This window comes from Micromonospora sp. DT41, from assembly GCF_049841715.1.
In the GTDB taxonomy this organism is placed as follows: Bacteria; Actinomycetota; Actinomycetes; order Mycobacteriales; family Micromonosporaceae; genus Micromonospora; species Micromonospora profundi.
In genome coordinates, this window is sequence record NZ_JBNCKU010000007.1 from 298,816 (window position 1) to 321,330 (window position 22,515).

Below are 22,515 nucleotides of genomic sequence, written 5' to 3' on the forward strand. Positions count from 1 at the left end.
TGGTCCCAGCGCCGGCCGTCGCCGGGGCCGGGACCAGGAACGGGAGAGCACGATGGAATGCGACAGCTTCCCTTCCGCGTTACTACCCCCGGACGACTTTTGCGAGGGGGGTGACCGGTGCCGACCGAGACACGAAGCCTGGAACGGGACGAGCGGGACGCCAAGCAGCTCAAGCGGCTGCTGGATGCTCCGGCCTGGCCCGCGACCGTGGGGCCGGGCGGTGTGGGGGCGGTGAGTACGGGCACACAAGCCGGAAGTGAATCTGTGGGCACGTCCGTGCGCGTATCCTCGGCGGGAAAGCATCCGACGCGAGGGGATGTGCGGTTGACCACCGAGAAGACGGACGAGCGCAGGGCCCGGTTCGAACGGGACGCGATGCCTTTCGTCGATCAGCTCTACGCTGCCGGGCTGCGCATGACGCGCAACCCGGCGGATGCCGAAGACCTGGTCCAGGAGACATACCTGAAGGCGTACGCGGCCTTCCACCAGTTCGAGCAGGGCACCAACCTGAAGGCCTGGCTCTACCGGATCCTGACCAACACCTACATCAACTCCTACCGCAAGCGGCAGCGCCAACCGATCCAGGCGCCCACGGAGGAGATCACCGACTGGCAGCTCGCCGAGGCCGAGTCGCACACGTCCAGCGGTCTGCGCTCAGCCGAGACCGAGGCACTGGACCGGCTGCCGGACAGCGACGTCAAGGAGGCCCTCCAGCAGTTGCCGGAGGAGTTCCGCCTGGCTGTCTACCTGACCGACGTCGAGGGCTTCTCGTACAAGGAGGTCGCCGACATCATGGGCACGCCGATCGGCACAGTGATGTCGCGTCTGCACCGGGGCCGTCGTAATCTGCGCAAGCTGCTCGAGCAGTACGCCGCGGAGCGGGGCTTCAGTTCGGCCCGGTCCGCGAAGGGCTCGACCGCCGCCGCTGCCGGCCGGGAGGTGTGACGTGAGCTGTGGGAAGCCACACGAGACGGACTGCCGTGAGGTGCTCGCGGAGGTCTACCTCTACCTGGATCTGGAATGCGCCGACGAGCGACGCCTGCTGATCCGGCACCACCTCGACGAGTGCGGGCCATGCCTGCGCGAGTACGGCCTGGAGCAGGAGGTGCGGGCGCTGGTGGCTCGGTGCTGCGGCAACGAGACCGCCCCGGACCAGTTGCGGGAGCGGCTGCGCGTGAAGCTCACCGAGCTGGTGGTCTTCGAGACCACCGACTCCCGCGAGCTGGCCGACTGACCGTCGGCCCTGCCGGACGGCCGACAGCGCGTCGGCTCTGCCGGATTGGCCGGCCAGCCGTCGGCGTACCGGATCGAACGTAAAGCGGTGGCCCGGGTCGATATCGACCCGGGCCACCGGCATACCCGGCGTCCGCCAGGTTGGTCTGACCGTCGACGGGCAGTCGGCCCGTCGGCACGTTCAGGAGTTGGGACGCTTGCCGTGGTTGGCGGCGCTCTTCTTGCGGGCCTTCTTCTTGCGGGACTTCTTCGCCATGCTGACCTCCTCGTGATGGGTCGGATCCGTGTCGCGCGCGGCCTCGAGCCGGTGCACCCACCGGCCACCCGGCGTCGGGTCCGACCCGCTGATGGTAGTGCGGTCGACCACCGGGACCTTCCCCCGGGGCTGTCCCGGCATGCGGGCCGCCCGCTACTCACCCACGCCCGACCCTCGCGTGATTGGATACGTCGGCAGGCACATCGCGAAAAGGGAGGGCCGGGACATGGCCGACGAGATCCGCGCCGAGATGGTGGCGAACGTCTGGAAGGTCGTCGCGTCGACGGGCGACACGGTGGCCGAGGGCGACACCCTGGTGATCCTCGAGTCGATGAAGATGGAGATCCCGGTCATCGCCGAGTCCGACGGTGTGGTCCAGCAGCTCGCCGTCAACGAGGGCGACGTCGTGCAGGACGGCGACCTCATCGCGGTGATCGGTTGACCGGCCTGCGGGTCCGCCCCGCCGAGGCGTCCGACTTCCCGGCGGTGGCCCGACTGACAGTGGCCGCGTACGAGGCGGACGGGCAGCTCAAGGGCGAGCACGGGTACGGCGAGGTGCTTGCCGACGTGTCGACGCGGGCGGCCGACGGCGAGGTGCTGGTCGCTGTGGACGAGGCGACAGGTGCGGTGCTCGGTTCGGTGACGTTCGTGCTTCCGGGGACCCGCTTCGCCGAGTTGTCCGGGCCGGGTGAGGCGGAATTCCGCATGCTCGCGGTCGACCCGGCCGCCCAGGGCCGTGGTGTCGGTGCGGCGCTGGCTCAGGCGTGCGTCGACCGCGCGACCGAGCTGGGCTGCACTGCGGTCCTGATCTGCGTACGCGCCGGGATGGCCGTCCCGGCGCATCGCCTCTACGAGCGGCTGGGCTTCGTCCGGGTGCCCGAGAAGGACTGGTCGCCGGTGGCCGGCGTCGACCTGCTCGGCCTGCGCCTCGATCTCAACCGCAGCTGACCCGCCCCGCTCGGCCGGGCGGTTCAGTGCTGCGGGTCGCCTGCCGGGGCCTCGCCCTGGTCGGGTTGTTCACCGATGCTGGCCAGCAGTTCGTCCGCGACTTCCAGGGCGATCCGTCGGCGCTCGTCGTCGGTGATGCCCGGCGTACGTACCGCGAACCAACTGCTGTGCACAGCGAACAGCGACAGCGTCGCGCGCAGTTGGGCGGTGGGGGAGTCGTCGCCCCGGCAGAGGGCGTAGGCCAGGCGCATCATCCGGTCGCGCATCTGCTGGCCGGCGGCGAGGCTCTTGAGCACTGTCTGGTTCTGCTCGAAGAAGCGCATCACCGATGGTTGTTCGCCGTTGAACATCGTGTCGGCGTACCGGGAGATCAGCACGCGCCGGGTGTCGAGGGTCGCGGGCTGCGAGTCAGCCCAGGTGATCAGGGCGTCCATCCGCTCCAGCCGGTCCTCCACGAAGCTGGCGACGATGTCGTCCTTGCTCTTGAAGTGGTAGTAGAGCGCGGCCTTCGTGACGTTGAGGCGTTCGGCGATCTCGCGCAGGGACGTCTTCTCGTAACCCTGCTCGGTGAAGAGCTCCAGCGCGACGGCCTTGATCCGTTCCCGGGTGCCGCCTGTGCTCTCCCTCACCATGTCCCTCCAAATCACTTGACCCGGGTTGCCGCCCAACTTACCGTCCGGCTAGTAAGCTGACTGACCGGTCGGCAAGTAAGTTAGGCGAGCACTTCGGGGGAGCTTACCGATGAGCCAGGGGACCGAGGCCAGCGCACGACCCAACGTCCGGGTCGTCTTGTTCGGGCTGATGATCGCGATGATGCTCGCGATGCTCGACAACATGATCGTCAGCACCGCGCTCCCGAGGATCGTCGGCGAGTTCGGCGGCCTCAACCACTTCACCTGGGTCGTCACCGCGTACGTCCTGGGCACCACCGTCTCGACCCCGATCTGGGGAAAGCTCGGTGACCTGTACGGGCGCAAGTCGGTCTTCCTGACCTCGGTCGGCATCTTCCTGTTCGGCTCGGCGCTCTGCGGCATGGCCGGCTCCGCGATGCTGGGCGGCCCGCAGGACGGCATGGTGCAGCTCATCGCCTTCCGGGCCGTGCAGGGCCTCGGCGCCGGTGGCCTCATGGTCGGCGTGATGGCGATCATCGGTGACCTGGTTCCGCCCCGCGAGCGTGGGCGCTACCAGGGCATGATCGCGGGCATCATGGCAATCGCCATGGTCGCCGGCCCGCTTGTCGGCGGTTTCATCACCGACCACCTCTCCTGGCGCTGGGCGTTCTACGTCAACCTGCCGCTGGGCGGCGTGGCGCTGGTTGTGCTGATCACCACGATGCACCTGCCGAAGTACCGCACCGAGCACCGGATCGACTGGTTCGGCGCCGGGCTGCTCTCGGTCGGCATCACCTCGATCGTGCTGATCACCACCTGGGGCGGCAACGAGTACGACTGGGCCTCACCGCAGATCCTCGGCCTGGCCGCGCTGGGGCTCGTGGCGCTCGTGGCGTTCGGCCTGGTCGAGCGCCGGGTGCCGGAGCCGATCCTCCCGCTGGCGCTCTTCGCCAACCGCAACTTCGCACTGATCTCGCTCATCGGTTTCCTGCTGGGGTTCGCGATGTTCGGCGCGATGAACTTCCTGCCGCTCTACCAGCAGACCGTGCAGGGCGCCTCCGCGACGAACAGCGGTCTGCTGCTGCTACCACTGATGTTCGGCATGCTCGTCGTCTCGCTTGTCGTCGGGCGGGCCATCACGAAGACCGGCAGGTATCGGGCGTACCCGATCATCGGTGGGGTGGTGATGGCCACTGGCATGGGGCTGTTGGCAATGCTCGACACCGACACCAGCAAATTGCAGTCCTCGCTGTACATGGTCGTGCTGGGCGCCGGCATGGGCTTCCTCATGCAGACCTCCATGCTCATCGCGCAGAACAGCGTGGAGCAGAAGGACCTCGGCGCGGCCAGCGGCGCGGCCACCTTCTTCCGGTCGATCGGCGGCTCGTTCGGCATCTCGCTGTTCGGCGCGATCTTCGCCAGTCGGCTCGCCGACTCCGGCGCGGGCGCGGCCTTCGGTGGTGAGGCCGGCGGCGGTATGGACATCGCGAAGCTCAGGGAGTTGCCCGCCCAGGCGCGCGAGGTGGTGCTCGGCGGCCTCGCCGACGCGATCTCACACGTGTTCCTCTGGGCGGTGCTGTTCACCGTCGTGATTCCGGTGCTCGCCTGGTTCATCAAGGAGATCCCGCTGCGCACCGCCAACGAGACCCCGCCCCAGGCAACCCCAGAGGAAGAAGCCGAGGCAGCCCTCGGCAAAGCCCCAGTCGCGTAACCCCCCGCCCCACCCCACCCCACGCCCCCGCGATCTTGCACTTGGTGTCGCGACAAATGCCTGCAATTCCGGCAAGTCGGCGACCGTAAGTGCAAGATCGCGAGGGGAAGGGGCGGGCGCGGGGCGCTAGCGGCGGCGGCGGTGGGTTACCAGGCGTTGCCAGAGGCGGCGTAGCGGGTTGCGGGGGCGCGGGAGTTGCGGGGTGGCCAGGTCGCCTATCAGTCTGGTTGCCAGCGACGCCGTTTCGGCGTCCAACTCCGGGGCGGCCAGCGCCAGGTGGGCAAGTGAGACCGCTATCGGCACCGGCCGGGCCTGTGTCACGGCTGCCACGTCGGCCAGCCGCTCAGCCACCACCGCTGCCACGTCCGGCCGTACGTCGGGATCCACCCACGCGGCCGTGACCAGGGCGAACATCGCGGCCTCGGTGACCCAGTCCTCCACGCCCCAGACGAGGTCCAGCAGCACCCGGCGCCTTGTCGACTCCTCCCACGGCTCGTCGGTGCGGTGGTGCAGCAGTCCCAGGCAGGCCCACACCTGCACACCGCGTACCCAGATCGACGGGTCCTGGGCGGCCAGCAACCGGCCCAGCGCGTTGGCCGGTGCCGCCGGCGGGTGCACAAGCAGTCCGAGCAGGTCGACCACGTCGAGCCCGGCCAGGCCCACCGCGGCGTCGTAGGCGGCCGGCGGGTGCGGCCAGGCCGGATGGGCCACCTGACCGATGCGCTCGACCGCCGCCGCCGAGGGCGCCGGCAGGGCGGGCGTCGGCACGTTCTCCGCGAAGTTCCACAGCCGCTGGGCGGACGCCCGCCGGGGCTCGCGCGGGTCCGGCTCCGGTGTGCCCGTCACCTCGATCCGCAGCCCGGGCGCCACCGACGTGGCCGTACGCAGGGCGCTCGGCGGGGCTACCGCCGTGAGGCGTACGGCGCTGCCGAGACCGTTGTCGTCGTCGGCGACCGCCTGGCGCAGCGCGTCGACAAGCGGCCCGCCGGCCGGCGTCAACTGCCCGAGCCAGGGCCGGCCCCGGCAGCACTGGGCAAGGTCGCCGTGCTCGTGACTGTCGTCCGGGTGGTCACGGATGAAGTCGGCGAGCGCGACGAGGTGGGACAGGTCGCCGTCGCGCAGGTGCCGCAGGCGGTGGGCGGTGTGCACGGCGCAGTCGAACGACGGGTCGCGGGCCAGCGCCCGCTCGGTCCATTCCAGCGCCTCGTCGAGCCGGCCGGTGTCGGCCAGGGTGCCCGCGATGTCGGCGTAGATGGCCAGGTCGTCGGGGTCCCGCTCGACGGCCCGGTAGAGGGCGGCGAGGGCTTCACGGGTCCGGCCCGCGCTGCGGTACGCGTACCCGAGCCAGACCTCGCCCATCTTCGACGGCTGGAACCGTACCCCTCGGCTGGCCCAGCGGATCGCCAGCGGGACCTCGCCGAGCCGCCGGGCCAGCGCGGACGCCGCGCCCAGCAGAAGGCCGTGCTCGGGGTGGACGGTGGCGGCGTTGCGGGCCAGCGTGAGGTACGGGCTCAGTGCGTTCCGGCCGGCGCGGGGCACCGGGTCGGGCAGCGCGGCGCAGACCTGCATGAGGACCCGGGCGATGTGCTCCGGGTCCAGCCGCTCGACCAGTTCCGACGCGGTCACCCAGGGCACGCCGGCCCACTGTGCCCCGGGTGCGTGGCCGGTGGCGGCGGCGAGCAGTTCCAGCCCTTCCGCGGGGCGGCCGGCGGCGGCCAGCAGGTGGGCCCGGGCCACGACGGAGCCGACGAAGGTGTGGTGGGTGATCGGAAAGAGGTCGAGCCCGCCGCCGTCGGCCGCGGCCAGCCGGGCCAGCGTCTCGTGCACCTCCGGCAGTGTGGGTGCCCGCGCCAGCGCGCTGGCCAGGTGGTCGGCGGCGTGGCGTAGGTCGCCCTCGTCAAGTGCCAGCCGGGCCAGGGCCAGCTCCTCCGTCGCGGAAAGCGCGGGGTCGTCCCTTCCCTCTGGCACGTCGTCCTCTCGTCGCAGCGAAACAGCCCGCACAGCGTAGTTGATATTGAGGGGTTTAGGTGATCGCCTGCGCACTGATGCTCGTTCAATTGCTCGGACCAAAGGAAACGTGCAAGACTGAGCAGGAAGCGCGCGGCAATCGCGCAGGAGGGGAGTGTTCGTGACACGTGCAGGGGCCGGGATGACCGCCGACATCGACGAGCAGCCGGACGGCTACGAGCGGCTGCTCTCCACCGTCAACGCCGAGGCGATCGCCAGGGTCGCGGCAGTGGTCGCCGAGCGGCGCCCACGACACGTGGTCTTCACCGCCCGGGGCACCTCCGACCACGCGGCCCTCTACGGGGCGTACCTGACCGAGATCCGGCTCGGCCTGCCCGCCGGGCTCGCGTCGCCGAGCGTCGTCACACTGTTCGGCGCCCGTCCCGACCTGTCCGACGCGCTCGTCGTCGGCGTCAGCCAGAGCGGCGGCTCACCCGACCTGAGCGAGGTGTTGCGCGCCGCACGCGCCTCCGGTGCGCTCACCCTCGCGGTGACGAACGCCCCCGGTTCGCCGCTGACCGAGACGGCCGAGCTGAGCATCGACATCGCCGCCGGGCACGAGCGGGCGGTCGCCGCCACCAAGACGTACACAGCCGAGCTGCTCGCCCTGCTCATGCTCGTGGAGGGCATCCGGGCCGGCGACGGCGTGCTCCCGGCCGCCGAACGGGAGGCGCTCGCCGCGCTGCCCGAACTGGCCGCCCGGACCCTCGCCGACGACACCCCGGCCCAGCTCGCACCGCGCTACCGGTTCGCGCAGCAACTGGTCACCACCGGCCGCGGGTACGCGTACCCGACCGCCCGCGAGGCCGCGCTGAAGCTGATGGAGACCTCGTACCTGCCGGCGCTGGCGTTCTCCGGCGCCGACCTGCTGCACGGCCCGCTCGCCATGACCGACCCGGAGGTCCCGGTGCTTGCCGTGGTCGGGTCCGGCCCCGGCGGCCGGTCGATGGGTGAGGTGCTGCCCCGCCTCGGTGAGCGCCGCGCGGACGTCGTGGTGGTCGGCTCCGCCGACGTGCCGGGGGCCACCCGACTCGCCGTCCCCGAGGTCGACGAGCGGTACGCGCCGCTGCTGGACATCCTGCCGTTGCAGCGGTTGGCGTTGGCGTTGGCGCTGGCCCGGGGCGAGGATCCGGACGCGCCGCGCGGGTTGAAGAAGGTCACCGCGACGATGTGAGGCGCGGCGTGGCAGGCTGGTCACGTGTCCACGTTGCGCGACCTCGCCGAGGAGCACACCCATCTCCGACCGGCCGACATCGACCACCTGCACCGGATAGCCGGTGACTGGCAGTTGCTGTCCGACCTGTCCTTCGCCGACCTGCTGCTCTGGGTGCCGGTCGACGCCGACGGCACGTTCCTCTGCGTCGCCCAGGTCCGTCCGACGACCGCCCCCACCGCGTACCAGGACGACCAGGTGGGGCGGATCATCGGCGGGCCCGAGGTGGCGCATCTGGGGGTCGCGTACTCCCAGGGTCGGATCTGGCGGGAGGGCGACCCGGTCTGGTACGGCGACGTACCGGCCCGGCACGAGGCGATCCCGGTCCGGCTGCGTACCGCCGAGGGTGAGGCCGGCGACGTGATCGCCGTGGTGGGCAGGGACACCAACCTCTCCACCGCGCGTACGCCCAGCCAGTTGGAGCTCAACTACCTGACAACTGCCGACGACCTGGCCCAGATGATCGCGGACGGCACCTTCCCGCCGCCCCGGCACCCGGGGGAGACCACCTCCGCGCCCCGCGTCGGTGATGGCCTCGTCCGGCTGGACGCCGGCGGCAAGGTGACCTACGCCAGCCCGAACGCCCAGTCCGCGTACCGGCGGTTGGGCTACGCCTCCCACCTGGTGGGCGAGGACCTGGCCGTGCTGCACCGGCGGCTGGCCGGCGACCCGCTTGACGGCACCGAAGCCGCGAACGGCATCCTGGCCGCGTTACGCGGTGAGGCGCCGCCCCGGCGGGAGATCGACGCGCGCGGGGCCACGATGCTGACCCGCGCGCTGCCGCTGATGCCCGCCGGGGTGCCGATCGGGGCGCTCGTGCTGGTCCGGGACATCACCGAGGTACGCCGTCGGGACCGGGCGCTGATCACCAAGGACGCCACCATCCGGGAGATCCACCACCGGGTGAAGAACAACCTCCAGACTGTCGCCGCGCTGTTGCGGTTGCAGGCTCGCCGGGTGGCCATGCCGGAGGCACGTGTCGCACTGGAGGAGTCGGTCCGCCGGGTCGCCTCGATCGCGCTGGTGCACGAGACGCTCTCCATGTCCAGCGATGAGGCTGTCGAGTTCGACGGCATCGTCGACCGCGTGGCAAGCGCGGCCACCGAGGTCGCCGCCACCGAGGTGAGCGTCGGCATGCGCCGCCAGGGCAGCTTCGGCGTGCTGCCGGCGGAGATCGCCACCTCACTGGTGATGGTCCTCAACGAACTGCTGCTCAACGCCGTCGAGCACGGCTTCCCGCCGGCCGACGAGACCGACGAGACCGACGCCGCTTCGGTCGGGGTGTCGACTGTCGACGACGCGTCCGGCCGGCCGGAGGTGGTGGTCTCGGCGCACCGGTTCCGCAAGATGCTGCACGTGTCGGTGACGGACAACGGGCGCGGGCTGCCGCCGGACTTCGACGCGGAACGCGCCAGCCGGCTCGGCCTCCAGATCGTCCGGGCCCTGGTCACCGGGGAACTGCGCGGCACCATCGAGCTTCGGGCCGGCGCGAACGGAGGCACCGAGGCGCTGCTTGTCGTCCCGCTGGCCCGCAGCGCCCCCGACGGGCGCTCGCAGGTCTGACGCCAAGCGGCGTCATCGGTCAGGAGGCGCTGCGGCGGGTCAGGAGTGCGACGGTCAGGCCGGGGCGTTGCCAGACCTGCGCGACAGTGAAGTCCGCGCGCAACGCGTCGCCCTTGGGCCCCTGTAGGCCGGCCAGGGGCTCGGCACGACGCCCGGCGACGACCAGCCAGACCCGTGACGTGCCGGCGAGGCACTGCGCCGGCTGCGCGCACTCGGCCGCCCAGAGGTCGCCGCGGCGGACCTCGTCCTCGGTGACCAGGACGTCGCGTGGCGGGTCGTCGAGGTGGTACCCGATGCCCAGGTCGAGGAACAGCCAACTGTCCCGGGGCGAGTAGACCACCGCGTCGCCCGGCCGCTGACCGTCGGTGATCACCCGCGCCGCCCCCGCGTAGTCCACCGGTGCGCTGCGGGGCCACTCGTGGGTGCGCCGCAGCGCGGTCTGATCGGGCAGGCCGAGCAGGCCGGCCAGGACCACAACTGCCAGCGCGGCCGGCGCGGACACCCCGGCCAGTGCCGCGCCGGCCAGCAGGCAGGCGAAGGGCACCACGAAGACCAGGTACCGCGGTACCCACAGCGGTACGACCGCGCCAGCGGCGAAGAGCAGCGCGACGGGCAGGAGCAGCGCGCTCACCGGTAGCAGGGCGCGCCGCCCGAGCCGGGCCGCCCCGAGCGCGGCGACCCCGACCACCAGGCCACCCACCACGCTGCTCTGAGCCACCCCGCCGGGCAGTGCGCTCAGGTCGTCCAGTCGGGCCGGGGAGACCCAGCTCAGCTGCCGGGAGCGTTGCGTGCGGGCACGCAGCAGCAGGGGAGTCACCACCAGCGCGGCAGGCACCAGGGCCACCACCCACCGCCACAGTCGCCGGTCCCGACCGCCGGGTCCTCCGATCACCCCGGGGTGCCTGCCGGCCGGTGCCGCCTCGCCGTCCGGCGCGGGCCCGGCGACCGGTGCCCGTCTGGCGCCCGGCGCGGGCCCGGCGACCGGTGCCGTGATGCCGGCTGCGGCGGGGCCTCTCCACCAGGTGATCAGCACGACAAGCGCGTGCGCGGCCAGCAGGGTGAGCGCTATCAGGTGGGTGAGCCCGAGCGCGGCCACCGCTGCGGCGTACCCGACCCAGCGGGCCCAACCCGGCCGGCGCAGCGCTGTCACCAGCAGCAGGGTCGCGAGCACCGCGAGCGCGGTGGCCAGGGCGTACGGGCGGGCTTCCTGACCGTAGCGGGAGGTGCCGGGGAGCACCGCGAACAGCAGCCCGGCGAACAGCCCGGTGCGCCGGTCGACCAGCCGCTCGCCGAGCACGGCGAGCAGCCCGGCGGCGACGGTCATCGCCAGGGCCGCTGGCAGGCGCAGGGCGACCGTGGAGTCACCGGCGACCGTGACCCAGCCGTGCATGAGCAGGTAGTACGGGCCGGTGGCGGCGTCGATGGTGCCCGCCAGCCGGGCCAGCTCGCCCGGTGACCGGGTGGCGGCGCTCCAGGTGGCCAGTTCGTCGCGCCAGAGCTGCGCCGATCCCAGCCCTGTCAGTGTCACCGCCAGGGTCAGCAGCGCCGGAGGAAACCAGACCGGTAGGCCCCTGATCGACTTCTCGGACAATCCGCCCACAGCCTCGAGCCTGCCACGCGCAACCGCCCCACAAGCTCAGCCCGCAACAGCGCCACGCCGATGTCGCCCCACCAACTCGCGTCGATCTTGCACTTTCGGTCCCCGATATGAGTGGAGTGCCTCTTATGTCGAGGCAGTAAGTGCAAGATCGCGGGGTAGTGGAGGCGTCTCGGTCCGTGATGTGGGATCCCACACGTGGACATTGGCCGGCCCTCATCGGGTGTGGCAGCATGAGCCCATGACCGCCGCTGTCGTCCGCCGCTTCGTGGCTCGCCGCCACGTCGATTACGGCCGCGTGCGCAGCGCGATCTGTCCGGCCTACTGACGACGCCCGACCCATCTGTCTCGGGCGCGCTCCGCGCCGGCTGTCTCAGACACCGTTGTCCCGCCCGCTCGCCGGGCCGGCCGTCGCGCCCCGCGTGCCCGAGGCACAGCAGACAACGGAGGTCGCCGCGATGGCGGTCAGCAGCATCCCGGCCCGTTCCGGAGATTCGACGGCACGCCCGGCCCGGGCGCCGCGCAAGCCCCGGGGTGAGGGTCAGTGGGCGCTCGGCCACCGCGAGCCGCTCAACCCCAACGAGCGCATCAAGAAGGACGACGACCCGCTCAACGTCCGGGCCCGCATCGAAACCATCTACGCGCACCGCGGCTTCGCTTCCATCGACCCGCAGGACCTGCGTGGCCGGTTCCGCTGGTGGGGTCTCTACACGCAGCGCAAGGCCGGCATCGACGGCGGGCGCACCGCAGTGCTGGAGCCGCACGAGCTGGAGGACGAGTTCTTCATGCTCCGGGTCCGCATCGACGGCGGGCAGCTCAGCCTGGCGCAGCTGCGGGTGATCGCGGACATCTCCCGGGAGTTCGCCCGGGACACCGCCGACATCACCGACCGGCAGAACATCCAGTACCACTGGATCCGGGTCGAGGACATGCCGGAGATCTGGCGTCGACTGGAGTCGGTCGGCCTCCAGACCACCGAGGCGTGCGGCGACTGCCCCCGGATCGTGCTGGGCAGCCCGGTCGCCGGCGTGGCCCGCGAGGAGGTGCTGGACCCGACCCCGGCGATCGACGAGATCGTCGCCCGGTACGTCGGTGACAAGCAGTTCTCCAACCTGCCCCGCAAGTTCAAGACGTCCATCTCCTGGCTGGTGGACACCCCGTACGAGTCGAACGACATCGCCTTGCTCGGTGTCGACCACCCCGAGCACGGCCCGGGCTTCGACGTCTGGGTCGGTGGAGGGCTCTCCACAAATCCGATGCTCGCCCAGCGGCTCGGCGTCTGGGTGCCGCTGGCCGAGGTGCCGGACGTGTGGGCCGGGGTGGTGGGGATCTTCCGCGACTACGGCTACCGCCGGCTGCGTAACCGGGCACGGCTGAAGTTCCTGGTGGCCGACTGGGGCGTGGAGCGCTTCCGCGAGGTGCTGGAGAAGGAGTACCTGGGTCGCACGCTGCTCGACGGTCCGGCGCCCGTTCTGCCGTCGAAGCCGATCGATCACGTGGGCGTGCACGAGCAGTCCGACGGGCGGTACTACGTGGGTGCCGCGCCGGTGGTCGGGCGGGTCTCCGGCGCGCAGTTGAGCCAGTTGGCCGACGTGGTGGAGGCGCACGGCAGCGACCGGGTGCGCCTCACCCCGTACCAGAAGCTGCTGGTGCTCGACGTGCCGTCGGAGCGGACGGAGTCGCTTGTCGACGCGCTGCGGGGGATCGGCCTGGAGGCCCGGCCGTCGGCCTGGCGGCGCGGCACCATGGCGTGCACCGGCATCGAGTACTGCAAGTTGGCGATCGTCGAGACGAAGGCCCGTGGCGAGGAGTTGGTGGCCCGGCTGGAGCAGCGGCTGCGGGACTTCGACGCGGACATCTCAATCCACATCAACGGCTGCCCGAACGCGTGCGCGCGTACCCAGGTGGCCGACATCGGCCTCAAGGGTCAGCTGGTTGTCGGCCCGGACGGCCGGCAGGTGGAGGGCTTCCAGGTGCACCTGGGCGGCGGCCTGGGCATGGCGCAGGGGCAGACCGCCGGTTTCGGTCGCAAGCTGCGGGGCTTGAAGACCACCGCCGACGAGCTTCCGGAGTACGTGGAACGGCTGGCCCGCCGCTACCTGGCTGGCCGGAGCACTGGCGAGACGTTCGCCAACTGGGTGATCAGAGTCGACGAGGAGGAACTGCGGTGAGCAGCGAGAACCGAGCGGCACCTCTGTACTGCCCGTACTGCGGCGAGGAAGACCTGCGGCCGCACGAGTCGGGGCACGGCGCCTGGGAGTGCCACGCCTGCACCCGGGTCTTCGCCGTGAAGTTCACCGGTCTGCTGTCGCGGGCGGTGTCCCGATGAGCCTCGTCTCCGCCGCAGGCCTGGGCCTGGTCGGCCCGGGCGGGCCGACGCCGGCCGACCCGACCCGTCGTAGCCCCGAGGAGTTGCGCGCGCTCGCCGAGCAGGCCGGTCGGGAGTTGGAGGGCGCCCCGGCGCTGGAGATCGCCCGTTGGGCGGCGCAGACCTTCGGCGACCGGTTCTGCGTGACCAGCTCGATGGCGGACGCCGTGCTGGCCCACCTGGTGTCCCGGGTCGCCCCGGGGGTGGACGTGGTCTTCCTCGACACCGGCCTGCACTTCCCGGAGACGCTGCGGGTGCGCGACGAGGTGGCCCGGACGCTCCCGGTGAACGTCCGGTCGATCCGGCCCCGGCTCACAGTAGGGCAGCAGGACGGTCAGTACGGCCCGCGACTGTTCAACAAGTCACCGGACGACTGCTGCCAGCTGCGCAAGGTGGAGCCGCTGGAGCGCGCCCTGTCCGGGTACGACGCCTGGGCCGCCGGCCTGCGCCGGGACGAGTCGCCGACGCGTGCCAACACGCCGGTCGTGACCTTCGACTCACGGCGCGGCAGGGTGAAGGTCAACCCGATCGCGGCCTGGTCACAGGCGGATGTGGATTCCTACATCGCCCGCTTCAACGTCCCGGTCAACGAGCTGTTCAAGCAGGGGTACGGGTCGATCGGCTGCTGGCCGTGCACCCGACGTACCAAGGCCGGTGAGGACCCACGGGCTGGCCGGTGGGCCATGTTCGAGAAGACCGAGTGCGGGCTGCACGTCTGACCTCCGTTTCGGCGACCCCGACCGGCGCGCCACTGGCCGGCGGGGCGCCGCCTGTGGTGCTTGTCGCCCACGGCAGCCGTGATCCACGAGCTGCCGAGGCAACCCGGGCGCTGGCCGGGGCGGTGTCAGCGGCCCGACCCGGGCTTGTGGTCCATCCAAGCTGGCTGGACCACACCGAGCCGGGTCCGACAGAGGTGTTGCGGGCGCTCGCCGTGGCAGGTCACCGGCGCGCTGTGGTGGTGCCGCTGCTGTTGACCGCCGCGTACCACCGCCGGGTGGACATCCCCGCGGCCGTCGCCGCCGCGACGAAGGCGGCGCCCACCCTCGCGGTACGCGTGACCGACGTGCTCGGCCCTGCGGGCGGGACTGTGGATCCGCTGCTGCTGGCCGGGTTGCGCCGTCGGCTCGGTCAGGTCGGTCCGGACCGTTTCGACGCGCTGGTGCTGGCCGCCGCAGGCACCCGGGACGCACGGGCGCGTGGCTCGGTGGGGCGGGTGGCGGACGCGCTCAGCGCGGATTTCGGAGTGCCCTGCCGTGTGTCGTACGCCTCGGCGGCCCCACCGGCGACAGATGCGGCGGTGTCGCGGTTGCGGGAGGCCGGTGCCAGCCGGGTGGCGGTCGCCGCGTACTTCCTGGCGCCCGGCCTGTTCTACGACGCGGTGGCCGAGGCGGCTCTGGCGGCCGGTGCGGTGACGGTGGCTACCCCGTTGACCGACGCGCCGGAGTTGGCCGGGTTGGTATTGCGACGGGTCGATGACCACAGTGGCATTTCGCCAACTGTCTGACGGGTCAAAAAGCTGTACGCCCCGGCGGGCGGACCCGCTGGGGCGTACAGCTTTTGTCGTTGGGAATCAGGCGGAGTGAGCGCGCAGCACCCGGAGGCCGCCGCGCCGCTTGACGGCCCGCCGCTCCTCTTCGCTCATCCCGCCCCAGACGCCGGCGTCCTGACCCGACTCAAGCGCCCACTGCAGGCACTGGTCGGTCACGGAGCAGCGCCTGCAGACGGCCTTGGCCTGCTCGACCTGCAGGAGAGCCGGTCCGGACGTCCCAATCGGGAAGAACAGCTCCGGGTCCTCGTCGCGGCAGACAGCATGGTGACGCCAGTCCATGGCGGCAACACTCCTCATTCTGGATGGGTGGCAATGTATTGCTGGTGGTGCTTTTCCTATATGCATACGCAATGCCGATGGTGACTGTTCGCGTCTGACCATTCGGCAATGCGTGAGCAGGCAGTTAGTCCGGGGACCTGCTGGAACAGCTCGGCCAGCCGAGCGTATCCGCGCAATGTCCCGGTAACTCAAGTTCGCTTGTGAATACTTTCACGAACGCTCGTGATGTCAAGGGTGACGCTCGGAAAAACTCCATGCGGTGAGCAAGCCCACAACCCATTTGTCCGGGTTCCAGCACCTTCCTGGTTACCCGCCGTGCCACAGCCGTGGATCAATATAGTACAGTCCGCGTGACATTGCTGACATTTCCGGCACCTGCCCCTCGGTGTGGCGGTGGCCGCCGTCGCGGTTGCGGTTGCCGCGTCGACCTAGGGCAGTACCCGAGACCTAGTAGATTACTCTCAGTGCGGCGGGAATGGATGTGAATCTGACTTTCTCCCGCTCGCCAAGATAGTCGCCGTCCAACTGGAACGCCTGCGGACGGCTGGAGAGCAGCGTGAACTCCGCAGTGTCATGGAGTCGTAACACCTGCCGGCCGGTGCGATCCGGCTTCCGGGACAGGAATTGAGTCACTGTCCGTGTTGTGCTAGCCACACGGAGCTGACGCAGTGCCAGCACATCCAGCCCGAGGTCGAACGACGCGTCCGGGTTCGGGTTGACCTCCCGATCACCCAGGTACGTCCACGGGGCGGTGTTCTGGATGATGACCGTCGCCAGCTCGTCCTCCGCCGGCTCACCGGGGCGCTCCAGGCTGATGGCCGGATGCCGCCGGTCCGAGGCGAGGAAATACTGGTTCATGATCGAGCGAAGGTAGAGCCCCGGCGTGGAGACGCGGCCCCGCCGTCGAGCCTGCTCCACCCGATGGATCACGGCGGCGTCCAGCCCGAACCCGGCGCAGAAGGTGAAGTAGCGGTCGTCGGCGAGGCCCAGCCCGACCGTCCGCTGCCGGCCCAGGCGCAGCCCTTCGAGGATCATGCTGGTCGCCTCCGGCCATTCCCGGGGCAGGCCCAACGCACGGGCGAACACGTTTGTCGAGCCACCCGGAACGGTGGCCAGCGCGGGCAACCGGTCGGCCATCGAGGCGCCCGGCGGACCCGCTGGTGGTTCGGCCGCCATCAGGCCGTTCACCACCTCGTTCACAGTGCCGTCGCCACCGAGGGTGACGACGAGGCCGACCCCCTCGGTGGCGGCCTCCCGCGCCAGCGTCATGCCGTGCCCGCGACGGCGGGTGTAGCGCACGCTGAGATCGACTTCGCTGCGCAGCGCTCGGACAAGCACGTCCCGGCTGCGTTCGCTGGTAGTGGTGGCCTTCGGATTGACCACCAGGACGGCCCGCATGGGCGGCACTGTACCTTCCGGTAGCCCAGGTATCGTGGCGCGCGTGACCATCGACTCGGCTCCGATTCCCGTCACACTCCGCTGGGCGGTTCGGCTGCTGTGGGCGGAGGCGGTCGCCGTCGGGCTGATCGCCGCGTGGCTGGTCTGGGCCGACATCACCGCCACCACCACCGACCTCCCGTCGGCGTTGTTGGTGACGGCGTTCGCCATCGGCGCGGCAGTCGCGCTGTGGGCGTTGGGCCGTGCGTTGCTGCGCCGCCGGGCCGGCGCACGCGCCCCCGCGATCGTGCTCCAGCTGATGCTGCTGCCGATCGGGTGGTTCATGATCCAGGCCGGTCTGGGCTGGCTGGGCGTGCCGCTGATGGCGCTCGGCCTCGGCGTCGCCTGGCTCCTGGTCAGCCCTCCGACAACGCGGGCCCTCGGCTTCGAGTGACCCGGCCCCGCGGTGGGCTGGTCAGAGGGCGCTGGAGCGGCGGGTGAGCAACGAGATCGTCGCCCGGCCGTCGGCGGCCGTGGCAGCCGCCGAGGTGGTGAGGGCGGTGAGCACCTTCCAGGCGAACGACGACTCGCCGGGCAGCGTGGCACCCCGCACCGTCGGCACTGTCACCTCGACGGTCAGGGCGTCGTCGGTCACCGAGAACCGGCACTCCAACTCGGCGTCCCGGGTGGCGATGGCGAGCAGCATGGCGCACGCCTCGTCGACAGCGATCCGCAGATCTTCGATCTCGTCGAGCGCGAACTGCAACCGGGCCGCGAGGCCGGCGGTGGCGGTGCGGAGCACGCCAAGGTAACCGCCGTCGGCGGGCACGGTGAGGTGCACCACGTCGTCGTCGGTCGCTGGCTGGCCGGTCAGTTGAGTCACGCCTCATCCCCCCGGTCGGGGACTCTACCCGGTCAATGGTTCGGGCGCGCCGCGGCGGCTCGCACTTGCGCGGCCAGGTCGTTCAGCGCGTCGCCACTGAGGCGGTAGGGGACCCACTCGCTCATCTGTTCGGCGCCGATCGAGGCGTAGAAGCCGGCCGCCGGATTCCAGTTGATCATCCACCACTCCAACCGCCGGTAGCCCCGCTGGACGCAGATGTCGGCAAGGGTGGCGAGCAGCAGGCGGCCCGCGCCGGTGCCCCTGGCGGCCGGTCGTACGTAGAGGTCCTCAAGGTAGATGCCGTGCACCCCGGCCCAGGTGGAGAAGTTCAGGAACCACAGGGCGAAGCCGACCGGTACGTCCTGCTCGTCGACCGCGACGTGGCCGAAGAGCGCGGGGGCCGTGCCGAACAGAGCAGAGGTCAGCTGGTCGGTGGTGAGGTGGCACTCGTCGGGAGCACGTTCGTACTCCGCCAGCTCGTGCACCATGTCGACGACGGCCGGCACGTCCTCGGGACGTGCCGGCCGGATCGTCGGAATGACGGGAGACGTCACGCCTTCTTGGTCTCCCAGAAGATCTTCGAGATCTCGTCGATCTTCGCGAGCAGCTGGTCGGCGGTGGCCGGGTCCAGGCTGCCCTTGACGCCACCGGCGCCAGCGAGCTTGGTGGCCTCGTTGAACAGGGTGTGCAGGTTCGGGTACTTCTCGAAGTGGGGCGCCTTGAAGTAGTCCGTCCACAGCACCCACAGGTGGTGCTTGACCAGCTCGGCGCGCTGTTCCTTGATGATGACCGCCCGGGTGCGGAACTCCGGGTCGGTGTTCGCCTGGTACTTCTCGCAGATCATTTTGACCGACTCGGCCTCGATCCGAGCCTGAGCCGGGTCGTAGACGCCGCACGGCAGGTCGCAGTGAGCGCTCGCGGTGACGCGGGGCGCAAGGATGCGGGAAAGTCGCATCGGGATCCTCCATGGCAGGTTTGCGATGATCAAAGGCGACATTACTCCTGAGATTGCTCCCCGAGCGGGCTGGAGGTGAAACCAGTGCGCGCCGATCAACCAGCGGAAGCTCCCCGGCTGCGGTGGCCGCTGACCGCTGTCCTGGTGACCGGGCCCTCCATGGCCCCGACGCTGCGGCACGGCGACGCGGTGCTGGTCCGCCCGGGAGGCCGCCCTGTTCGTCCCGGTGACGTGGTGGTCGCGGTATTCCGGACGCGCCCCGAACTGCTGGTCGTCAAGCGGGCGGTCCGACCTCAGGACGGCGGCTGGTGGCTGCGCGGCGACAACGACCTTGTCACCGACGACTCCCGGGCGTACGGGGTGGCCGATGTGCGGGGGAGGGTGGTGGCCCGCTACTGGCCGCGTCCCGGACGGGTGTCCCGTCACCGTTTATGACCCTGCTCACATCCGGGCGGCGGTGTCGACACTATGCTCGGAAAGTGCCCGGGTGACCCCCCGCACCGCGCGCCACGCTCGCTGCCCACCTCGCGGCGAGGCCCGGCCGCCCCATCTGTTCGCCAGATCCTGGAGTCACCACCATGCCTTCGTCCACCGTGGACCCCGCCGATCCCGTCTTCCAGTTGCACGTGGGCGGCAAGATGGCCGTCGCCTCGACGGTGCCACTCACCAGCCGGGAGGACCTCTCCCTCGCGTACACCCCTGGGGTCGCCCTGGTTTGTGAAGCGATCGCGGCCGACCCCGAGCTGGCCGACGACTACACGTGGGCGTCGCACGCGGTGGCAGTGGTAACCGACGGTTCGGCGGTGCTCGGGCTCGGCAACATCGGCCCGCGCGCCTCGCTGCCGGTGATGGAGGGCAAGGCGGTGCTGTTCAAGCAGTTCGCCGGGGTGGACGCGGTGCCGATCTGCCTGGACACCCAGGACGTCGACGAGATCGTCGCCGTGGTGAAGGCGCTGGCACCGTCGTTCGGCGGAATCAACCTTGAGGACATCAGCGCGCCGCGCTGCTTCGAGGTGGAGCGGCGGCTGGACGAGGCGCTGGACATCCCGGTCTTCCACGACGACCAGCACGGCACCGCGATCGTGGTGCTCGCTGCGCTGCGCAACGCCGCAAGCCTGCTCGACCGCAAGCTCGGCGACCTGCGGGTGGCGGTGAGCGGCGCGGGCGCCGCAGGCGTCGCCGTGACCAAGATGCTGATCGCCGGTGGAGTCAACCCCGATCAGGTGGTCGTCTGCGACTCCAAGGGGATCATCGGCCGGCACCGCACCGAGCTGACCGGCACCAAGGCCGAGCTGGCGGCGAGCACGAACGCCGCCGGCCGGCACGGCGACATCACCGAGGCGCTGCGTGGCGCGGACGTGTTGATAGGCGTCTCCGGCGGCCAGATCCCGGAGGCCGCGGTCGCCGGGATGGCACCCGACGGGATCGTGTTCGCGCTGGCCAACCCGACGCCGGAGGTGCACCCCGACGTGGCCGCCCGGCACGTCGCGGTGGTCGCGACCGGGCGCAGCGACTACCCCAACCAGATCAACAACGTGCTTGCCTTCCCCGGTGTGTTCCGCGGTGCGCTGGACGCGCGGGCCACCCGGATCACCGAGGGGATGAAGGTCGCCGCCGCTGACGCCATCGCCGGCGTGGTGGCCGAGTCGCTGACCGCCGACGCGATCGTCCCGTCGCCACTGGACCCGCGCGTCGCGCCGGCCGTCGCCGAAGCCGTCGCCGAGGCGGCCCGTCGTGACGGTGTCGCCCGCCGGTGACCTGCTGACCCACGTCGAAAGGAGAAGGGCTTTTCTCACGCCTAGGGCGTGGGAAGGGCCCTTCTTAACGGCCGCTCAGCTTGTTACCGTGCCGATCATGCGTGCTGCCTTTGCCTCCCGACTCGACGACGCCGATCCCCTCGCCGCGCTCACCGTCGGTGAGCGACCCGAGCCGACCCACCCGGAGGACGACTGGGTGACAGTGCAGGTCCGGGCCAGCTCGCTCAACCACCATGACCTCTGGTCGCTGCGCGGGGTGGGGCTCACCGAGGCCCAGCTGCCGATGATCCTCGGCTGCGACGCGGTCGCCACGGACCCGGAAGGCAACGACGTCGTCGTCTACCCGGTGGTCGTCACGCCGGGTGACCCGCGCGGCGTGTCGATCCTCTCCGAGCACTTCGCCGGGACGCTCGCGGAGCGGGTCGCCGTACCCCGGTCGAATCTGATCCCGCTGCCCGAGGGCCTGGCGGCGACCGACGCGGCGTGCCTGCCCACGGCCTGGCTGACCGCGTGGCGGATGCTCACCACCAAGGGCCGCGTCGCGGACGCGGACAGCGTGCTGGTCCAGGGCGCGGGCGGTGGCGTCGCCACCGCGGCCGTCGCGCTCGCCGTCGCAATGGGCAAGCGGGTGTACGCGACCAGCCGCGACGCCGGCAAGCGGGAGCGGATCACCGCGCTCGGCGCGACCGCCTTCGAGCCGGGTGCCCGGCTCCCGGAGCGGGTCGACGTGGTGATCGAGACGGTCGGCGCCGCCACCTTCGACCACTCGCTGAAGTCGGCCGCGCCGACGGCCCGGATCGTGGTGTCCGGCGCGACCGCCGGGCACCAGCCGTCGATCAACCTCCGGCGCGTCTTCGCCATGCAGCTGGAGATCCTGGGCACCTCGATGGGCACCCCCGGTGAGCTGTACGAGCTGCTGGCGTTCTGCGCCGAGAACGAGGTGCGCCCGGTGGTGGACAGCGTGGTCCCGTTCAGCCGGGTCGAGGACGCCTTCGCCCGCCTGCACTCCGGAGAGGCCTTCGGCAAGATCGTCATCGACCACACGGCCTGACAGGCTGCTGTCCCGGCGTGGTCCGCGTGCTGTCGGGCGTGGCCCGGCCTGGCGCAACATCGTGGAAGTAGTGGCTTCCGGCGATGCCGGAGGCCACTACTTCCTGGTTATTGCGCGGATCTTGAGCGGCGCGCAGCGCGGTGCGGCGTGCAGCGCGGTCCGGCGCTGCGCAGGGCTCAGAGGTGATCGTCGAAGGTTGCCAGGTCGCCGCGCTCGGCACCCGTGGAGAGGCGTTCCTTGGCCGCGGCGTCGCCGTACAGCGACCAGCGGAGGAACTCGATGGACGTGTCCGAGACGACCCGCAGCGTCTTGACGTCGCCGAGCAGCCCGCGCCCGTGGTCGCCCTTGGGCAGGCTCAGCAGCGCCTTCGGCCAGGGCACCTTGTCGTAGACGGCCTTGCCTGCCGCGTAGTCGACGACCTCGTCCAACTCGCCGTGCACGAACAACTGCGGTGCGGCGGCACCCGCGAAGGCGGTGCCCACGCCGACGGCAGTACCGGCGAACACGACCCCGGCGTCCAGCCGCTCGTCCCGGGCGCCGGTGAAGAGACCGATGGTGGTCACCCCGCCGGCCGAGTGCCCTGCCGCCGCCACCCGGTCGGTGGCCAGCCGGCCGCGCAGGCCGTCGCCGGCCTTGGCGTCGAGGTTGAGAACCTGCGTCAGCGCGTACGACACGTCGGCCGGCTGGTTGAGCACGTCGACGAGCTTGCCGTCGCTGCCCCGTGAGGTGTGCGGGAAGACCGGCGCAGCCACGACGAATCCCGCCGTCGCCCACCGGGTCAGCAACGGGGCGTAGTCGTCCGGGTGACCGGTGAGGCCGTGACTGAACATCACCACCGGGAATCGGCCCTCCGCGGCAGTCGCGGACCGCTTCGCCGCGCCGCCCGCCTTCCCGGCCGCCGGGTACCAGAGCGTGACGGGAAGCGCACGGCCGTCCCGGTTCAGCTTCAGCTGGCGTACGCCGACAGCGAAGGCGGTCTCCGGCGCGGTCCCGGCGGGGACCTGCGGTGTCGGTGTGGCGGTGGCGGCGGGCGGTGGCGTGGCCGGCGCCGGTGCGGTCGCGTTCTCCGGGGCGTCGGAGGAGCAGCCGACCAGACCGGCCATGAGCAGAGTGGTGGCCAGCAGCGTGGGGGTGACGCGACGAGACATGAGGCTCAT

Annotated in this window: 25 protein-coding genes; 15 read left to right on the plus strand and 10 right to left on the minus strand. The window is 71.1% G+C overall.

The features are described from left to right. The first annotated feature begins 117 nt into the window (after positions 1-117). Together ACLQ23_RS16305 and rsrA are read left to right on the plus strand one after the other, a co-directional pair. A complete protein-coding gene (locus ACLQ23_RS16305) occupies positions 118-945 on the plus strand; it encodes a sigma-70 family RNA polymerase sigma factor (protein ID WP_355591016.1) in 828 nt (275 codons plus the stop codon). Between the two features lies 1 nt (position 946). Beyond that, positions 947-1,234: a mycothiol system anti-sigma-R factor gene (rsrA, locus tag ACLQ23_RS16310; RefSeq protein ID WP_053660297.1), complete on the plus strand. Its 288-nt coding sequence runs from the start codon at positions 947-949 to the stop codon at positions 1,232-1,234. A 180-nt stretch (positions 1,235-1,414) separates the two neighbouring features. On the opposite strand, the gene ACLQ23_RS16315 is transcribed toward rsrA, so the two are convergent. Continuing rightward, complete coding sequence (locus ACLQ23_RS16315) at positions 1,415-1,489, minus strand: 50S ribosomal protein bL37 (RefSeq protein ID WP_369814844.1); 75 nt, start codon at positions 1,487-1,489, stop codon at positions 1,415-1,417. 226 nt (positions 1,490-1,715) lie between these two features. On the opposite strand from ACLQ23_RS16315, the gene ACLQ23_RS16320 reads away from it, so the two are divergent. Together ACLQ23_RS16320 and ACLQ23_RS16325 are read left to right on the plus strand one after the other, a co-directional pair. Continuing rightward, on the plus strand, positions 1,716-1,931 hold the full coding sequence (locus ACLQ23_RS16320; protein WP_355591023.1) for a biotin/lipoyl-binding carrier protein: 216 nt from the start codon (positions 1,716-1,718) through the stop codon (positions 1,929-1,931). Next, on the plus strand, positions 1,928-2,437 hold the full coding sequence (locus ACLQ23_RS16325) for a GNAT family N-acetyltransferase (RefSeq protein WP_355591026.1): 510 nt from the start codon (positions 1,928-1,930) through the stop codon (positions 2,435-2,437). Before ACLQ23_RS16320 ends, ACLQ23_RS16325 begins: the two co-directional genes overlap by 4 nt. 23 nt (positions 2,438-2,460) lie before the next feature. On the opposite strand, the gene ACLQ23_RS16330 is transcribed toward ACLQ23_RS16325, so the two are convergent. Next, positions 2,461-3,066, minus strand: a complete 606-nt coding sequence (locus tag ACLQ23_RS16330) for a TetR/AcrR family transcriptional regulator (RefSeq protein ID WP_425880778.1) — start codon at positions 3,064-3,066, stop codon at positions 2,461-2,463. A 112-nt stretch (positions 3,067-3,178) separates the two neighbouring features. On the opposite strand from ACLQ23_RS16330, the gene ACLQ23_RS16335 reads away from it, so the two are divergent. Further along, positions 3,179-4,759: an MDR family MFS transporter gene (locus ACLQ23_RS16335; RefSeq protein ID WP_425880779.1), complete on the plus strand. Its 1,581-nt coding sequence runs from the start codon at positions 3,179-3,181 to the stop codon at positions 4,757-4,759. Positions 4,760-4,885: 126 nt separating this feature from the next. On the opposite strand, the gene ACLQ23_RS16340 is transcribed toward ACLQ23_RS16335, so the two are convergent. Further along, entirely contained in the window at positions 4,886-6,727 is a 1,842-nt protein-coding gene (locus ACLQ23_RS16340; RefSeq protein ID WP_355591035.1) for a tetratricopeptide repeat protein, read from the minus strand. A gap of 181 nt (positions 6,728-6,908) precedes the next feature. On the opposite strand from ACLQ23_RS16340, the gene ACLQ23_RS16345 reads away from it, so the two are divergent. After that, positions 6,909-7,940 carry an SIS domain-containing protein gene (locus ACLQ23_RS16345; protein ID WP_355591411.1) on the plus strand — a complete coding sequence of 344 codons (1,032 nt, stop codon included), beginning with the start codon at positions 6,909-6,911 and terminating at the stop codon, positions 7,938-7,940. 24 nt (positions 7,941-7,964) lie between these two features. Further along, entirely contained in the window at positions 7,965-9,542 is a 1,578-nt protein-coding gene (locus ACLQ23_RS16350) for a histidine kinase N-terminal domain-containing protein (RefSeq protein ID WP_355591038.1), read from the plus strand. 19 nt (positions 9,543-9,561) lie between these two features. Here the strand turns inward: ACLQ23_RS16350 and ACLQ23_RS16355 are convergent, their stop codons facing one another. Then, the gene (locus ACLQ23_RS16355; RefSeq protein ID WP_425880780.1) at positions 9,562-11,142 is read right to left on the minus strand and encodes a glycosyltransferase family 39 protein; all 1,581 of its coding nucleotides are present in this window, start codon (positions 11,140-11,142) and stop codon (positions 9,562-9,564) included. Between the two features lie 455 nt (positions 11,143-11,597). On the opposite strand from ACLQ23_RS16355, the gene ACLQ23_RS16360 reads away from it, so the two are divergent. Genes ACLQ23_RS16360 through ACLQ23_RS16375 form a run of 4 tightly spaced genes read left to right on the plus strand, consistent with a single transcriptional unit; the run spans position 11,598 to position 15,011 of the window. After that, positions 11,598-13,310, plus strand: coding sequence for a nitrite/sulfite reductase (locus tag ACLQ23_RS16360; protein WP_355591041.1), 1,713 nt, complete (start codon positions 11,598-11,600; stop codon positions 13,308-13,310). Further along, a complete protein-coding gene (locus ACLQ23_RS16365; RefSeq protein WP_355591044.1) occupies positions 13,307-13,468 on the plus strand; it encodes a hypothetical protein in 162 nt (53 codons plus the stop codon). Before ACLQ23_RS16360 ends, ACLQ23_RS16365 begins: the two co-directional genes overlap by 4 nt. Continuing rightward, positions 13,465-14,226 (plus strand): phosphoadenylyl-sulfate reductase, encoded by a 762-nt coding sequence (locus tag ACLQ23_RS16370; RefSeq protein ID WP_355591047.1) that lies wholly within the window; start codon positions 13,465-13,467, stop codon positions 14,224-14,226. The genes ACLQ23_RS16365 and ACLQ23_RS16370 overlap by 4 nt, the downstream gene beginning before the upstream one ends. Positions 14,227-14,258: 32 nt before the next feature. Beyond that, complete coding sequence (locus tag ACLQ23_RS16375) at positions 14,259-15,011, plus strand: sirohydrochlorin chelatase (protein ID WP_425734900.1); 753 nt, start codon at positions 14,259-14,261, stop codon at positions 15,009-15,011. Between the two features lie 66 nt (positions 15,012-15,077). Here the strand turns inward: ACLQ23_RS16375 and ACLQ23_RS16380 are convergent, their stop codons facing one another. Continuing rightward, a complete protein-coding gene (locus ACLQ23_RS16380) occupies positions 15,078-15,335 on the minus strand; it encodes a WhiB family transcriptional regulator (protein WP_007072794.1) in 258 nt (85 codons plus the stop codon). 447 nt (positions 15,336-15,782) lie between these two features. Further along, entirely contained in the window at positions 15,783-16,733 is a 951-nt protein-coding gene (locus ACLQ23_RS16385) for a diacylglycerol/lipid kinase family protein (RefSeq protein WP_355591050.1), read from the minus strand. A 43-nt stretch (positions 16,734-16,776) separates the two neighbouring features. On the opposite strand from ACLQ23_RS16385, the gene ACLQ23_RS16390 reads away from it, so the two are divergent. Beyond that, positions 16,777-17,166, plus strand: coding sequence for a hypothetical protein (locus tag ACLQ23_RS16390; protein ID WP_355591053.1), 390 nt, complete (start codon positions 16,777-16,779; stop codon positions 17,164-17,166). Between the two features lie 21 nt (positions 17,167-17,187). Here ACLQ23_RS16390 and ACLQ23_RS16395 read toward each other — a convergent pair whose 3' ends face one another. Genes ACLQ23_RS16395 through sodN form a run of 3 tightly spaced genes read right to left on the minus strand, consistent with a single transcriptional unit; the run spans position 17,188 to position 18,550 of the window. Continuing rightward, on the minus strand, positions 17,188-17,595 hold the full coding sequence (locus ACLQ23_RS16395; protein WP_053660278.1) for an ATP-binding protein: 408 nt from the start codon (positions 17,593-17,595) through the stop codon (positions 17,188-17,190). A 32-nt stretch (positions 17,596-17,627) separates the two neighbouring features. After that, positions 17,628-18,149: a GNAT family N-acetyltransferase gene (locus ACLQ23_RS16400; RefSeq protein ID WP_355591056.1), complete on the minus strand. Its 522-nt coding sequence runs from the start codon at positions 18,147-18,149 to the stop codon at positions 17,628-17,630. After that, positions 18,146-18,550 carry a superoxide dismutase, Ni gene (sodN, locus tag ACLQ23_RS16405; RefSeq protein ID WP_053660274.1) on the minus strand — a complete coding sequence of 135 codons (405 nt, stop codon included), beginning with the start codon at positions 18,548-18,550 and terminating at the stop codon, positions 18,146-18,148. The genes ACLQ23_RS16400 and sodN overlap by 4 nt, the downstream gene beginning before the upstream one ends. Before the next feature lie 84 nt (positions 18,551-18,634). Between sodN and ACLQ23_RS16410 the strand changes: the two genes are divergently transcribed. The 3 genes from ACLQ23_RS16410 to ACLQ23_RS16420 all read left to right on the plus strand — a co-directional run bounded on the left by ACLQ23_RS16410 (position 18,635) and on the right by ACLQ23_RS16420 (position 21,358). After that, on the plus strand, positions 18,635-18,985 hold the full coding sequence (locus ACLQ23_RS16410) for a S24/S26 family peptidase (RefSeq protein ID WP_355591060.1): 351 nt from the start codon (positions 18,635-18,637) through the stop codon (positions 18,983-18,985). Positions 18,986-19,128: 143 nt separating this feature from the next. Further along, the gene (locus tag ACLQ23_RS16415) at positions 19,129-20,307 is read left to right on the plus strand and encodes an NAD(P)-dependent malic enzyme (protein WP_355591063.1); all 1,179 of its coding nucleotides are present in this window, start codon (positions 19,129-19,131) and stop codon (positions 20,305-20,307) included. 88 nt (positions 20,308-20,395) lie between these two features. Further along, complete coding sequence (locus tag ACLQ23_RS16420) at positions 20,396-21,358, plus strand: zinc-binding dehydrogenase (RefSeq protein ID WP_355591065.1); 963 nt, start codon at positions 20,396-20,398, stop codon at positions 21,356-21,358. A gap of 176 nt (positions 21,359-21,534) precedes the next feature. Here the strand turns inward: ACLQ23_RS16420 and ACLQ23_RS16425 are convergent, their stop codons facing one another. Beyond that, positions 21,535-22,506, minus strand: a complete 972-nt coding sequence (locus tag ACLQ23_RS16425) for an alpha/beta hydrolase family protein (RefSeq protein ID WP_355591067.1) — start codon at positions 22,504-22,506, stop codon at positions 21,535-21,537. Positions 22,507-22,515 lie beyond the last annotated feature (9 nt).

Coding starts and splice junctions, on each gene's coding strand:
- ACLQ23_RS16320 (WP_355591023.1), top strand. CDS start 1,716: ATGGCCGACGAGATCCGCGCCGAGATGGTGGCGAACGTCTGGAAGGTC.
- ACLQ23_RS16335 (WP_425880779.1), top strand. CDS start 3,179: ATGAGCCAGGGGACCGAGGCCAGCGCACGACCCAACGTCCGGGTCGTC.
- ACLQ23_RS16345 (WP_355591411.1), top strand. CDS start 6,909: ATGACCGCCGACATCGACGAGCAGCCGGACGGCTACGAGCGGCTGCTC.
- ACLQ23_RS16360 (WP_355591041.1), top strand. CDS start 11,598: ATGGCGGTCAGCAGCATCCCGGCCCGTTCCGGAGATTCGACGGCACGC.
- ACLQ23_RS16370 (WP_355591047.1), top strand. CDS start 13,465: ATGAGCCTCGTCTCCGCCGCAGGCCTGGGCCTGGTCGGCCCGGGCGGG.
- ACLQ23_RS16380 (WP_007072794.1), bottom strand. CDS start 15,335: ATGGACTGGCGTCACCATGCTGTCTGCCGCGACGAGGACCCGGAGCTG.
- ACLQ23_RS16385 (WP_355591050.1), bottom strand. CDS start 16,733: ATGCGGGCCGTCCTGGTGGTCAATCCGAAGGCCACCACTACCAGCGAA.
- sodN (WP_053660274.1), bottom strand. CDS start 18,550: ATGCGACTTTCCCGCATCCTTGCGCCCCGCGTCACCGCGAGCGCTCAC.
- ACLQ23_RS16415 (WP_355591063.1), top strand. CDS start 19,129: ATGCCTTCGTCCACCGTGGACCCCGCCGATCCCGTCTTCCAGTTGCAC.
- ACLQ23_RS16425 (WP_355591067.1), bottom strand. CDS start 22,506: ATGTCTCGTCGCGTCACCCCCACGCTGCTGGCCACCACTCTGCTCATG.